Origin of the sequence: Paenibacillus rhizophilus, assembly GCF_003854965.1 — a bacterium.
GTDB lineage: Bacteria > Bacillota > Bacilli > Paenibacillales > Paenibacillaceae > Paenibacillus_AQ > Paenibacillus_AQ rhizophilus.
The window spans coordinates 167,750-180,762 of the sequence record NZ_RQPI01000003.1; the positions used below are offsets into that span (position 1 = coordinate 167,750).

11 protein-coding genes are annotated in these 13,013 nt (G+C 55.8%); 9 read left to right on the top strand and 2 right to left on the bottom strand.

The window, feature by feature from the left end:
* Positions 1-155 precede the first annotated feature (155 nt).
* The gene (locus EH198_RS08005) at positions 156-1,514 is read left to right on the top strand and encodes a TrkH family potassium uptake protein (RefSeq protein WP_124695024.1); all 1,359 of its coding nucleotides are present in this window, start codon (positions 156-158) and stop codon (positions 1,512-1,514) included.
* A 13-nt stretch (positions 1,515-1,527) separates the two neighbouring features.
* Positions 1,528-2,208 (top strand): potassium channel family protein, encoded by a 681-nt coding sequence (locus EH198_RS08010; RefSeq protein ID WP_124695025.1) that lies wholly within the window; start codon positions 1,528-1,530, stop codon positions 2,206-2,208.
* 107 nt (positions 2,209-2,315) lie between these two features.
* Here the strand turns inward: EH198_RS08010 and EH198_RS08015 are convergent, their stop codons facing one another.
* Positions 2,316-3,224 carry a LysR family transcriptional regulator gene (locus EH198_RS08015; RefSeq protein WP_124695026.1) on the bottom strand — a complete coding sequence of 303 codons (909 nt, stop codon included), beginning with the start codon at positions 3,222-3,224 and terminating at the stop codon, positions 2,316-2,318.
* Between the two features lie 304 nt (positions 3,225-3,528).
* On the opposite strand from EH198_RS08015, the gene EH198_RS08020 reads away from it, so the two are divergent.
* The 7 genes from EH198_RS08020 (at position 3,529) to EH198_RS08050 (ending at position 11,255) form a co-directional block, all read left to right on the top strand.
* Positions 3,529-4,197, top strand: coding sequence for a succinate dehydrogenase cytochrome b558 subunit (locus tag EH198_RS08020; RefSeq protein WP_124695027.1), 669 nt, complete (start codon positions 3,529-3,531; stop codon positions 4,195-4,197).
* Between the two features lie 15 nt (positions 4,198-4,212).
* On the top strand, positions 4,213-5,955 hold the full coding sequence (gene sdhA, locus EH198_RS08025; protein ID WP_124695028.1) for a succinate dehydrogenase flavoprotein subunit: 1,743 nt from the start codon (positions 4,213-4,215) through the stop codon (positions 5,953-5,955).
* A gap of 109 nt (positions 5,956-6,064) precedes the next feature.
* Positions 6,065-6,829, top strand: a complete 765-nt coding sequence (sdhB, locus tag EH198_RS08030; protein ID WP_124695029.1) for a succinate dehydrogenase iron-sulfur subunit — start codon at positions 6,065-6,067, stop codon at positions 6,827-6,829.
* Positions 6,830-7,309: 480 nt separating this feature from the next.
* Positions 7,310-8,170, top strand: coding sequence for an MBL fold metallo-hydrolase (locus EH198_RS08035; RefSeq protein WP_124695030.1), 861 nt, complete (start codon positions 7,310-7,312; stop codon positions 8,168-8,170).
* Between the two features lie 348 nt (positions 8,171-8,518).
* Complete coding sequence (locus EH198_RS08040; protein ID WP_185702805.1) at positions 8,519-9,322, top strand: DUF3891 family protein; 804 nt, start codon at positions 8,519-8,521, stop codon at positions 9,320-9,322.
* A gap of 147 nt (positions 9,323-9,469) precedes the next feature.
* Positions 9,470-10,225, top strand: a complete 756-nt coding sequence (locus tag EH198_RS08045) for an ion channel (RefSeq protein WP_124695032.1) — start codon at positions 9,470-9,472, stop codon at positions 10,223-10,225.
* 88 nt (positions 10,226-10,313) lie between these two features.
* Positions 10,314-11,255, top strand: a complete 942-nt coding sequence (locus tag EH198_RS08050; RefSeq protein ID WP_124695033.1) for a metallophosphoesterase — start codon at positions 10,314-10,316, stop codon at positions 11,253-11,255.
* Between the two features lie 162 nt (positions 11,256-11,417).
* Here the strand turns inward: EH198_RS08050 and EH198_RS08055 are convergent, their stop codons facing one another.
* Complete coding sequence (locus EH198_RS08055) at positions 11,418-12,842, bottom strand: MFS transporter (protein ID WP_221621495.1); 1,425 nt, start codon at positions 12,840-12,842, stop codon at positions 11,418-11,420.
* Between the last annotated feature and the right edge of the window lie 171 nt (positions 12,843-13,013).

The following is a 13,013-nucleotide window of genomic DNA, read 5'->3' on the forward strand; positions in this document are numbered from 1 at the left end:
ATCACAGCAGGCATGCCCAAAGCCATTATTTGGGGGATAATGGGGGATAAATAGCGGATAGCACTGAAAAAACGGTGAAATCGCAATCTAAATTTGATAATATCGCTAAGGATAGCATATGAAGAGAAATCGGATTTTATGGACGGGGGATGAATATGGCTTCGCAAGTATCGAAGGTTTCCGAATTCCGCTGGCTGAAGCTGTCACCGCCCCAGATCCTGGTGATCGGCTTTGCCGTCATCATTTTGATCGGAGCCCTGCTGCTGATGCTGCCGGTTTCGCATGTTCCGGGGCATTCTATCAGTTTTTTGGACGCGCTATTTACGTCCACATCGGCCACCTGTGTTACCGGGCTGGTTGTTAAAGACACAGGCACGTTCTTCACGACCTTTGGGCAGATTGTCATCATGCTGCTGATCCAGGTTGGCGGCCTCGGATTCATGTCGATGGCGACATTGTTCGCCCTGGTGTTCAGGCGGCGAATTTCGCTGCGGGAGCGGCTGGTGCTGCAGGAAGCGATGAATCAGAGCTCAATGGAAGGGATCGTCCGGCTGATCCGCAGCGTCCTGATTTATTCTCTGGTCATCGAGGCCTGCGCAGCAGTTCTCCTTACGTTCCGCTGGGCTTTTGATATGCCGCTGGGACGGGCGGCTTTCTTCGGCGTGTTCCATGCGGTCTCAATGTTCAACAACGCGGGCTTCGATCTGTTCGGCGAATACCGCAGCCTGACCGGCTATGCCGACGATCCGGTTGTCAATATCGTGGTTATGTTTCTGATCGTCTCCGGCGGCATCGGCTTTATCGTTATGTCGGATATAATGGATTACCGGCACAAACGCAGGCTATCGCTGCACAGTAAGGTCGTGCTGTCCATGACCGCCGCGCTGATCGTGATCGGGGCTCTCGTGCTTTTTATATTCGAGTTTACGAATCCGCGCACGATGGGCTCACTCGGGTTGGGAGGGAAAATATGGACGGCGCTCTTTCAGTCCGTTACTCCACGGACGGCCGGCGCCAACACCCTGGATATGACGGGCCTCAGGCAGGCCTCGCAGTTTTTTATCGTGATTCTAATGTTCATCGGGGCTTCTCCCGGTTCGACCGGGGGCGGCATCAAGACGACTACCTTTACCATTATGATCGGAGCGGTAATCGCGATGCTTCGCGGCCGTGACGATATCGTGCTGTTCCGCTACCGTCTGGCTCAGGAACGGGTATTCAAGGCTCTGACGATTACTCTGCTGGCCTTGCTGCTGATCGTCGCCGTCTCGATGGTGCTATCGACCACGGAAGATGCGCCCTTTTTGAATCTGCTGTTCGAGACGACATCGGCCTTTGCTACGGTGGGGCTCAGTCTGGGGCTTACGCCGGATCTGTCCATGGCGGGCAAAATCCTCATCTGTCTCACCATGTTCGCCGGCAGGCTGGGCGTATTGACGCTTGCTTATGCGCTGGGACCGAAAAAGGGTAAGGAATTGTATCGCTACCCGGAAGGCAAAATGATTATCGGATAAGGGGATAACAGGAATGAAAGCACAGCAATTTGTCGTGATCGGCCTTGGCCGCTTCGGCGCCGGTCTGGCGCTTGAACTGATGGCGATGGGATATGAAGTGCTCGGCATCGACCATAACGAGGAACGGGTGGAAGAGATGACGGACAAGCTGACGCATGCCGTCATGGCGGATGCCACGGATGAGGGCGTTATGCGGTCGCTGGGCGTCCGGAACCTGGACTGCGGCATTGTGGCGATTGGAGACAATATGGAGCGCAGCATCCTTACAGCCATTCTCCTGAAGGAATTGGGCGTCAAAATGGTGGTGGCCAAGGCGATTTCCATCCTGCACGGACGCGCTTTGGAGAAGCTCGGGGTGGACAGGGTCATTTTTCCGGAGCGGGATATGGGGGTTCGCGTGGCGCATCAGCTGGTGACTCCGCATCTGGTCGATTACATCGAGCTTTCCAAGGAATACAAGATCGTCGAGCTGACCGTTCCGTCCTGCATGGACGGCAAGAGTCTTGCCGAGATCAATCCCCGGGCGAAATACGGCTGCAGCATTATCGCATTGAACCGCGCAGGCGGGGTCATCGTTGCTCCGACCGCGCATGATTACTTGTATGCGGGCGACATCATGGTGGTTATCGGCTCCAATGAGAGCATCGACCGGTTCGAGGAAGACGCGATGAACAGCGGGGAGACGGAGGCTTGACCTTACTCGTTCGGCGGATAAAATAATACAGCGGATGATGTAATGAGAAAGGCTCTCTTTGCCCCTGCGGCTGAAAGAGAGTCTTTCTTGTTCTCAGCATTGCCATTTTAGTGAGAGGCCGGCCGGCCCGCCTTGAATACCTCTTCCGTCACCTGCACCAGACTGCGCGCCGCAGCGCTTAGGTCGCCGGTGTCGCGGTAGATCAGACAGGTGGTCCGCTGGGTCAGCTCCAGTTCCTTGATGTGCAAGGAGGCCAGTCCGCCTCCCGACAGCAGCTGCGGACGGAGGTAGGAATTGGGCAGCAGCGCCGCCGCCTTGATCGTCGGCAGCAGCCGGATGATCGCCTCGAAGGAATCGATCTCCATGCGGATATCCGGCTGAATGCCGCTGCGCTGGAACAGGTCGTCCGTCATGCGGCGGTACCAGGTTCCCTTGGAGAAGAGGATCATCGGCAGCCCGTTCAAATGCTCCATCTCAAGCCGAGGCAGTCCGGCGAGCGGGTGATGTCCGGCAACGACGAGCCGCAGCTGGTCTTCGAACAGCGGGATGCAGCGCAGGCCGGGCTCGGCGGTGGCGGATGCGATGATGCCGACTTCGGACCGTCCTTCGCGCACCGAAGTGACAATTTCATGCGTCTTGCCCGTAACCAGCTTCAGCTCGGCGGCAGGATATTTTTCCATGTATGCGTTTACGAGAGGCGGCAGCGTCGTCTGCAGTGTGGTCAGGCTGGCGCCAAGCGCAACGGACAGCGGCTCGCCCTGCTTGAACTTGGAGATCGTCTCCAGGAATTTGGCGCGCTGCTGCCGTTGCTCCAAGGCATAGGTGTAAGTCAGCCGTCCGACCTCGGTCAGCTCCAGCTTTTTGCCGTGCCGGTTGAACAACGTGACACCCAGCCGTTCCTCCAGCTTGGAGATTTTGCGCGACAGGGCGGGCTGTGACAAATTTAGCTGACGTGAAGCCCTGTTCAAGCTTGATTGTTCTACAACAGCGGCAAAAATATCAAGATCGTCAAACATTACGTCACTCCTTCCGGCTGCTCCAGAACGGGTTAATTGACTGTCACCCTTATGCATATAATTTATAACGTATAATAATTAGATTGCAATTCCCTTATAAGATAAAAAAGAGTAACATACAAAGTGACACAAGATATTCACAATTTGTGAAAAATGAAGCAAAGCCTTATCAGGAGCGGAGGAGGATTGGCGGAACTGGTTTTTTGGCAGATGAAAGCCTGCAATTTCCTGTTTCAACCACCGCCCCGCAGGTGTATGCTGATTAATGAAAACGCTGTTTTATTCGGAAAGGGGACCCCGCACTATGAGAGGCTTTTATTCCAGAAAGATTCATTCCTTGCTCGGCGTAATCCCGCTCGCGTTTTTTTTCATCGAGCACATGCTGACGAATTTCTCGGCGGTGGAGGGGGGCGCTGCCGGCTTCAAAGACAGTGTGCTGTGGCTGAACAGCCTGCCGCTCGTCTTCTTCCTGGAATTGCTGTTCATCTGGCTTCCCCTGCTGTATCATGGCGTCTACGGATTGTACATCGCCTACCAGTCGAAGCCGAACCTGAACCGCTACAATCTCGAACGCAACTGGCGTTATACGCTTCAGCGGGTCAGCGGCATCATTACCTTTATTTTTGTCGTGTGGCATCTGTATGAAACCCGGGTTCAAGTGGCGCTTGGGAATGTTACGCATGAAGAGCTCGGCGGCGTGATGCATGATATCGTTACCCAGCCGTTTTGGCTTGCTTTTTATATCATCGGCATCGTTGCGGCTTGCTTCCATTTCGCCAACGGGCTGTGGTCCTTCCTCGTCAGCTGGGGCGTCACGATCGGTCCCCGCTCGCAGCGGGTATCGTCCTATATTTGCATGGGCCTGTTCGCACTGGTGACGTTCATGTTCCTGCTGTCGCTCGTCACGTTCCGTGACAGCGGCTTCAAGACCGCAGAGGCTATTGTCCAAACTGTAAATACTGTCATCCAATAAGGGAGTGAACCTGTCATGGCAACAGCCGATATCATTATCGTGGGCGGCGGCTTGGCCGGCCTGATGGCAACCATCAAGGCGGCGGAGGCCGGCGTTCATGTCCATCTCTTCTCGCTTGTTCCCGTCAAAAGATCGCACTCGGTCTGCGCGCAGGGCGGCATCAATGGCGCCGTCAACACGAAGGGCGAAGGCGACTCGCCGTGGGTGCATTTTGACGACACCGTGTACGGCGGGGATTTTCTCGCCAATCAGCCTCCGGTCAAGGCGATGTGCGAGGCGGCCCCGGGCATCATCCATCTGATGGACCGGATGGGCGTCATGTTCAACCGCACGCCGGAGGGGCTGCTCGACTTCCGCCGGTTCGGCGGAACGAAGCATCACCGGACGGCCTTTGCGGGCGCTACAACCGGCCAGCAGCTGCTGTACGCGCTCGACGAGCAGGTGCGGCGCTGGGAGGTCGAAGGCTTCGTAACGAAGCGTGAGAACTGGGAATTTCTCTCGGCCGTCATCGACGGCGAGGGCGTCTGCCGCGGCATCTGCGCCCAGGATTTGCGTACGATGGCAATCGAGACGTTCCCGGCGGACGCGGTGATTCTGGCGAGCGGCGGTCCGGGAATTATTTTCGGCAAGACGACCAACTCGGTCATCAACACGGGCACGGCCGCAAGCGCCGTGTACCAGCAGGGCGTTCACTACGCGAACGGCGAGTTTATCCAGATTCACCCGACGGCCATTCCGGGCGATGACAAGCTGCGGCTGATGAGTGAATCGGCGCGCGGCGAAGGCGGGCGAATCTGGACCTACAAGGACGGCAAGCCGTGGTACTTCCTTGAGGAAAAATATCCGGCCTACGGCAACCTGGTGCCACGCGATATTGCCACCCGCGAAATTTTCAACGTCTGTGTCGACCAAGGGCTTGGTGTGGGCGGCGAGAATATGGTCTATCTGGACCTTTCGCATAAAGATCCGAAGGAGCTGGACGTCAAGCTCGGCGGCATCATCGAGATTTACGAGAAATTCATGGGCGACGATCCGCGCAAAATCCCGATGAAAATCTTCCCGGCGGTCCATTATTCCATGGGCGGCATGTGGGTCGATTACAACCAAATGACGAACATACCTGGCCTGTTTGCGGCGGGAGAATGCGAATACCAATATCACGGAGCGAACCGGCTGGGCGCGAACTCGCTGGTATCGGCCATTTTCGGGGGCATGGTGTCGGGGCCAAAGGCTGTGGAATATATTAAGGGGCTCAAAAAATCGGTACAGGACGTACCTTCTTCCGTATTCGACGGCTACCGGCGCGTACAGCAGGACAAATATGAATCGCTGCTTGGCATGAGCGGGACGGAGAACGCCTATGTCCTTCATAAGGAACTGGGCGAGTGGATGACAGCCAACATGACGGTGGTCCGCCATAACGTGAAGCTTGAGGCAACTATAGGCAAAATCAAGGAACTGAAGGGGCGCTACCGTAACATCAATATGAGCGACACCTCGCGCTGGAACAACCAGGGGGTCGCCTTTACCCGGCAGCTGTGGAACATGCTGGAGCTGGCGGAGGCGATGACGCTGGGCGCGCTGCTGCGCAACGAAAGCCGGGGCGCGCATTACAAGCCGGAGTTTCCGAAGCGCAACGACGAGGAGTTCCTGAAGACGACGAAGGCGTCCTGGACGCCGGACGGCCCGGCCATTTCGTACGAAGGCGTCGATGTATCGCTGATTCCTCCGCGGGTCCGCGACTACTCCAAGGACTAATAATCGGTTCGTTCCGAAGCTATCACACTTAAGTCCAAGCTTTCGAAGCCAGTTTTGCGAAGTGATTCATTGTAGCCTATGCTGACAAAACTTTTAGGAGGGGTAACCTATGGCGGAAACAGCGGCAACTCCCAAAAACGTGAAATTTATCATCACCCGCCAGGACGATCCGCAGAGCGCGCCTTATACAGAGGAATTTGATCTTCCTTACCGTCCTGGAATGAACGTGATCAGCGCCCTTATGGAAATTCAGCGCAATCCGGTCAATGCCAAGGGCGACGCCACGGTCCCGGTTTGCTGGGAATCTAACTGCCTGGAGGAAGTGTGCGGCGCCTGTTCTATGGTCATCAACGGCAAGCCGCGCCAGGCCTGCGCCGCCCTGATCGACAATCTGGAGCAGCCGGTTCGCGTCGAACCGATGAGCACTTTCCCCGTGGTGCGCGATCTGGTCATCGACCGGACCCGGATGTTCAATGCGCTTAAAAAGGTAAAAGCCTGGATTCCGATCGACGGAACGTACGATCTCGGTCCGGGCCCGCGTATGGCCGAGAAGAAGCGGCAGTGGGCCTACGAGCTGTCCAAGTGCATGACCTGCGGCGTCTGCCTGGAGGCCTGCCCGAACGTCAATGCGAAGACCGATTTTATCGGTCCTGCGGCCATTTCCCAAGTCCGCCTGTTCAACGCCCATCCGACGGGCGAGATGAACGTCGAGGACCGGCTAGAGGCGCTGATGACGGACGGCGGGATCGAGGGCTGCGGCAACTCGCAGAACTGCGTCCGCGCCTGCCCGAAGGGCATCCCGCTTACGACTTCCATCGCCGAAATCAACAAGCAGACGACTAAGCATATGTTCAAGCGGTGGCTGGGCGTGTAGCTCCATTGCAAGTATCCATAGCAGGTGCCGGACCCTCTTCAGCGGGCCGCCTCCGGACAACGATCCGGCGGCGGCCTATTCTTTTGCCTTGAATAGAAGACGGATTTGGTACAACATGGAGATATTATGCGCATCAAAGCCTAAACGTTGGATGATAGCAGCGCTAGTTCTTGTGCAGAAGCAGGGATGAACGGGAAAACCTCCATTTTAATTCTCGGAAAAACAATATTTGAGACGTTGAACGGGAAAACCTCCGTCTAATTATCAGCTTTTACTTCATTTCAGACGGAAATACCTGATTTAAAGGGAGATTTTCCAGTCTGGACCCTAATCAAGATCTGTTTTTGAAAAATAAAAGGGAGAATTTCCGTTTCATCTGTCCAATGCCTGATTAACCGCGCGTAATTTGGAGTGAGCACTGTGCGTTTATTCTATTTTTGTGAAATGATGGACTTTACGCGAAAAAAAGGGGAGCTGTACATGACACACCATTATCAACAGTTGAGCCCGCATGTCATCATCATGCATGCCGAGCATGAAACGGACCGTCCCATCCTCGCGGCCATTGCAGGAGAGCGGCGGACTCTTCTCATGGATGCCGGCAATTCGCCAGCACATGCGGAGCTGTTCCGCAGGGAGCTGGAGTGGCGCGGGGTCCGTATGCCGGAAATTCTGGCGCTGACCCACTGGCACTGGGACCACACCTTTGGCATGGAGGCCTGGAACCTCCCGGTAGTGGCCCATGAGGAAACAGGCCGGGTGCTGTCTTCGCTTCAAGAGCTGGACTGGTCGGACAGCTGTCTCACGAACTTGGTCTCGGACGGGATCATCAGTGAAGACAGCGCCGCCGATATTCGCAAGGAGTACGGCAGCCGCCGGGACATCCGCATCAACCAGCCGGATATTCTGTTCCGGGACCGGATCGAGTTCGATCTCGGCGGCGTTGTTTGCGAATTGGTGCACGTGGGAGGGGACCATTCCGCCGACAGCTGCATTTTGCACGTCAGGGAGGATCAGGTGCTGTTTCTGGGCGATGCGCTTGGACCCTCCGTTTACGGCGGTCCGCGCAAGTATACCAGCGCGGCCTTTCTGAAGCTGCTGTCAACGGCATACGGGTATAACGCGCGGTGGTATGTGGAATCGCATGGTATCCCGATGAGCGGAGAGGAATTCCGCAGCGATCTGGCGGGCTGGGAAAAGATAGCCCGGGCCGTGGAAGTGTTTGGCCATGACCGGGAACGGGTGGTCGGGGAAATGAAGGCATTTTTGCAATCGGATGAACTGCCCAAAGATCTGCTTCAGGGAATAGATTATTTCATGGCAGCTGTCGAGCCGTTATAAACGGTGCGGAAATAGGCGAAGGTTAAAGCTCAGGAAAAAGCCCGGACAAACGTCCAGGCAAAACGCCAAAGCAAACGACTAGGCAAACGCCCGGGAAGCGCACGGGAAACGCCCAGGTAAACGTCCAGGCAAACGCCAAAGCAAACGACTAGGCAAATGCCTAGGCAAGGGCGAAGGCAAAGACCGGGACACACGCCCGGACGAACGCGATGCCCATTCCGGCTATTCTTCCGCCACTTCTTTCGCGCCTCCTGCACCGCTTCTTCCGCTGCCGCCGATTCCAAATCCCCCAGGCAAATATGTTATAATCTCCGTATTAATGCATGGAAAAGGAATCTACTGGGAGGTATGGCGGTGATTTGTCGGGAGCAGGATGAGAAGTTTGTCATGATCAAACAGCATGACCACGGGCGGCTGGCCGGAGAATTTGCAGCGAGGTTCCGAGAGGAAGAGGTGCCCCGGAAGCGCCATTCGGATGAAGTGCTGTATGCGATAGCCAACCATGACCGGGGCTGGGTCGATCTGGATGAGACTCCTTTCTGGAACGATACGGCCAAGGCGCCGTACAGCTTTATCGATTTCCCCCTCGTTCCGAAGCTGACTTTCTACCGGCGGGGTCTGGATGAGATCGAGACGGTGACTCTTTACGGCGCGCTGCTGTGCAGCCTGCATTATGAACGCCTGATCGAAGTGTCCGGCGAGAACAGCCCCGAGCTGACCATCTACCTCCAGGAAGAGGAGAAGCGCCGTTCCCGGATTCACCGGGAACTGGAACAGTCGAAAGCGGCCATCGGCGAGGCGGAGCTGTATTACGACAGCCGGCTTCTGCAGTTCTGCGACGATCTGTCGCTGTTCATCGGGCTGCACGAGCCCGGAACGCAGACGAAGGATTTCCATCCCTGGTTCAAGGATGGCTTCTCAGGTACAGAAGAATTTGATTTTACCGGCGGACGGATTATCACGGCCGAGTGGCGGGGAACGACGCTGCTGCTCGATCCTTACCCGTTCACCGAATCGTTTGAAGTGACGCTGCCGGTGCGCCGGGTGCCCCGGAGCGAGGCGGCCTCTCAAGGACTTGCGGCGGCGTTCAGCGGCATGCCGGATACGCCAATTAGCGTAACCATAGCCGAAGGGGAACTGAAGCGGCCTTAAGGGCCTCGAGCCTGCCGGATGCCGGAGAGCTTCCATCCCGCACCCGGCAGGTTTTTAGTACGGCTTTGACGGTTCCCCTAAGCCTGAAAGCTGCGACCAATTAATTTTCCCGGGTGCCTGGGGGACCTTGAACAGGAGCGAACAATCATGGACGGATGGATGTGGGTCCTCAATACGGCGGTGGTGGTGCTGCTGGCCGTTTTTTTCTACCGGGTAAAGATCAAATGGGTGAGCAAGGGCGTTTTGGTTGTGCCGCTCCTCATCTATGTGCTGTTTTCCGTGGAAGATTTGCTGAATGTAATCAGCATGAACTCTCTCGTAACGGGAACTCGCGGTTTGCGCACCCTGATTGTATTGTTCTGTTTGGCTTCGGTCATTTTTTATCTGATGTTTATTTTTCAGGAAATTAAGGAATCCAACCGCAGAGAAGTTAAAATCCGCTCCACGCTTGCGCGGATCAGTATTGCGACGATGACCTGCATCCTGTTTTTTACCATTGTGTACACTTCCATTTACAAGCTGTTCGGCCAGTCGTCCTTTCAGGGAGAAGGAATCGGGAATGACCTGCTCACGCAGTTGATCTCGTTCCTGTATTTTAGCGTCGCGACTTTTACGACCGTCGGATACGGGGACATCGCCCCGATAGACAACACTTCTCGGCTTGTGGTCATCATGCAGATCGGATTCAGTTTCATTACGGTGTACTACGCGCTGGCGATGCTGGGCCTGTTCCGCAAAATTCTCGGGAACGAGCCGGAGGAAGACATTGAGGCCGAAATCGAAGTGGACATCGAAACCGAGGTTAAGGATGAAGTGAAGGACAAGGTAAAGGATGAATTGAAATCCGGCGCAGGGGATGGAGCGGACAAAAGCAGCGAAACCGTGCGGAAGTCGGGTGATTAATGCGCTCAGGGCGCCGGCGCAAGACGAATGAGAGGTCCGGCAGCCGGTGCGGAGCAGAGAAATTCAGGTGCGAAAGGGGAAAAGGCCAATGAACGAACCGGCGCAAAACAAATCTTCAGTTAACGCCTCAGGCGGCGGATACGGCAATTTGGCCGATTCTTCATCACCCGAAACGGGCGGCAAAAAAATAACGCGCCGGCAGTTTCTGGCCCGCGGAGCGGCGACGTTAATCGGCGCGGGTCTGCTGACGGGCGGCTACAGCTGGCAAGGAGAGACGCGCTGGCTGGATATTACCCATCTAACGCTGGCTTGGAAAGAGCTTCCCGCCGCGTTTTCGGGAATGAAGCTTGTTCATTTCAGCGATGTGCATCTCGGCTTCAACAAGGATGCCGATGATGTCAAGCGGCTGGTGCGTCATATCCGGGAGGCGGAACCGGACCTGATCTGCTTCAGCGGCGATATCGTCGACAGCTATCCGGAGGATTTGGCGGAGTCTGTTCCTCTGTTTGCCGGTCTGACTGCGCCGATGGGCAAATTCGCGGTGCTCGGCAATCATGATTACAAGCATGCCGAGCAGTTGGTCGGTCTGCTGGAGGCTGCCGGCTTCAAGGTGCTGCGCAATGATCATATCCTTCTTCGTAAAGGAGGGGAAGCCATCGCCGTCGCGGGAATGGAGGATTATCTGATCAACAGCCCAGGTCCCGACCCGAAGGCGGCGATGGGCGGCATCCCGCCAGGCATGTTCACGGTGCTGCTCATGCACGAGCCGGATTATGCGGATTTCGTGCTGGAATACTCCATTCAGCTTCAGCTGTCCGGACACAGCCACGGCGGACAGATTCGCATTCCGTTTGTGGGCCCCCCCTTTGTGCCGGATGGGTCGGCCAAGTATATTAGCGGCCTCTATACGGTAGGGGAACCGAACAGGAAGCTGTATGTCAATCGGGGCTTTGGGGAAACGTACATGCCGTTCCGGTTTTTGTGCCGCCCGGAGCTGACGGTATTTACCCTCCGCAGGACGGAAGGATAGCGGCCACAGCGGGTCAGCACTTGTTACACAAATGAAATAATGCCGTTATCAAACTCTAACAGTGCCGGGGTAAACTGTATACATGACCCCCTTTTGAAAATATAGATTTTGTTGGGACCCGAGAAATCGGGTCCATTTTTTTGTTCGGACGGCTTGGAGACTTTAATTAGGGTTATTCAGACTTTCGCCGGTCTGCTTCCGCCGGAGAGCATTACCTGCGGCTGGGTCAAGCCGTACCGCTTCCAGCGTCGCCAATGAAGCGATGATGCCCAAAATAAAGAAGGAGACGGTATAAGCTCCCGAGCTGCCGGAAGATCCGGTAGCCCACTTCGCGATTGGCTCCCCGGCGCGCAGCACCACCGTTGCCGAGGCGATGCCAAAGGCCGCGGCAAGGTTCTGCATCGTCGACGCCAGCGCATTGGCATGGCGCGTATTCTCCGGCGAAATATCGCTGTACGCCATTGTGGTATAAGCCGTTAGCGCCGTGGAGCGGACAATGCCGCTGATCAGCGTGAGCAGGGCAATAAGCACGATCGGAACAGCCGGCGTAATCAGTCCGTTCAGAATCATGGTCAGTGCGCCGATTGCTGTAGAAACGATCAGAACGCGGCGAAAGCCGAACCGGTTGATCAGGAAGGTTGTCGCAGGCTTAATGCCGATGTTTCCGACAAAAATAAACAGCACAATGCCGCCCGCAAGCGTCGGACTCCAGCCGAAGACGTTCTGAAACAGCAGCGTCAGCATAAAAGGCGCGGAACCGACCATCATCCAGTACAGGGAACTGCCGAGCTGGGAGGAGCGAAAGGTCGGGATGGTTAATATCCGCAGCTCCACAATCGGGTTGGAGGCGGTCAGCAGATGCTTGACGGCAACAATGGCGACGATAAGGAAGACCGCTGCCAACAGCAAACCCTTACTCCAGGCAGCCCCGGAGTCCGCAAGCACATGGGCCGCGTAAGTCAAACCGCCTACCCCGATTCCCGTGAGCACCACTCCGGTTACGTCCAGTCTGGACGGCGCCGATTCGGGGACGTCGTCGATCAGTTTCCAGGCGGCGATAAATCCGGCAATGCCGAGCGGAAGATTGATCAGAAACAGATATTCCCACGAGGCGTAAGTGATGATGAGTCCGCCCGCAAGCGGCGCGATGGCGGGTGAGATCAGTCCGGGCCAGACAAGATAAGACATGATTTTCAGCAGATCCCGCTTCTCCGTATGCTTGATGACAACCACGCGGCCGACCGGAACCATCATCGCGCCCCCGAATCCTTGCAGCACCCGCGTGGCGACAAGCACTTCAAGGGTTGGAGACAGCGCGCAGGCAAGCGAAGCGATCGTAAAGATGGCGATGGCCGACAGAAATACCGGCCGGGTTCCGAACTTCTCGGCAAGCCAGCCGCTGATCGGGATAAACACGGCCAACGTGACCATGTACGCGGTAACAATCAGTCCCATTTGGGCCGAAGAGACATCAAGCGCCCGGCTCATTGCGGGCACCGCCGTTGTAACAATGGTACTGTCAAGGTTCTCCATGAAATAACAACCGGCCACTAGCAAAGCCGTATTGCGCAGCTTGGGAGTAATCACAGGACGGTCCTCCTCTCCCCATAAAGACCGGGGCAAATCCATTCCGTATGCATAGAGTAATGTTTCCTCCTAATCTTCTTATACCATTCTGTAGACTTCTAAAAATCGAATTGGTAATACCAATATTGGTGTTACCAATTTTATTTCGGTTTTGCCGTCATGTCAATGCGT

Coding starts and splice junctions, on each gene's coding strand:
- EH198_RS08005 (WP_124695024.1), top strand. CDS start 156: ATGGCTTCGCAAGTATCGAAGGTTTCCGAATTCCGCTGGCTGAAGCTG.
- sdhB (WP_124695029.1), top strand. CDS start 6,065: ATGGCGGAAACAGCGGCAACTCCCAAAAACGTGAAATTTATCATCACC.
- EH198_RS08020 (WP_124695027.1), top strand. CDS start 3,529: ATGAGAGGCTTTTATTCCAGAAAGATTCATTCCTTGCTCGGCGTAATC.
- EH198_RS08040 (WP_185702805.1), top strand. CDS start 8,519: ATGGCGGTGATTTGTCGGGAGCAGGATGAGAAGTTTGTCATGATCAAA.
- sdhA (WP_124695028.1), top strand. CDS start 4,213: ATGGCAACAGCCGATATCATTATCGTGGGCGGCGGCTTGGCCGGCCTG.
- EH198_RS08045 (WP_124695032.1), top strand. CDS start 9,470: ATGGACGGATGGATGTGGGTCCTCAATACGGCGGTGGTGGTGCTGCTG.
- EH198_RS08050 (WP_124695033.1), top strand. CDS start 10,314: ATGAACGAACCGGCGCAAAACAAATCTTCAGTTAACGCCTCAGGCGGC.
- EH198_RS08010 (WP_124695025.1), top strand. CDS start 1,528: ATGAAAGCACAGCAATTTGTCGTGATCGGCCTTGGCCGCTTCGGCGCC.
- EH198_RS08035 (WP_124695030.1), top strand. CDS start 7,310: ATGACACACCATTATCAACAGTTGAGCCCGCATGTCATCATCATGCAT.
- EH198_RS08015 (WP_124695026.1), bottom strand. CDS start 3,224: ATGTTTGACGATCTTGATATTTTTGCCGCTGTTGTAGAACAATCAAGC.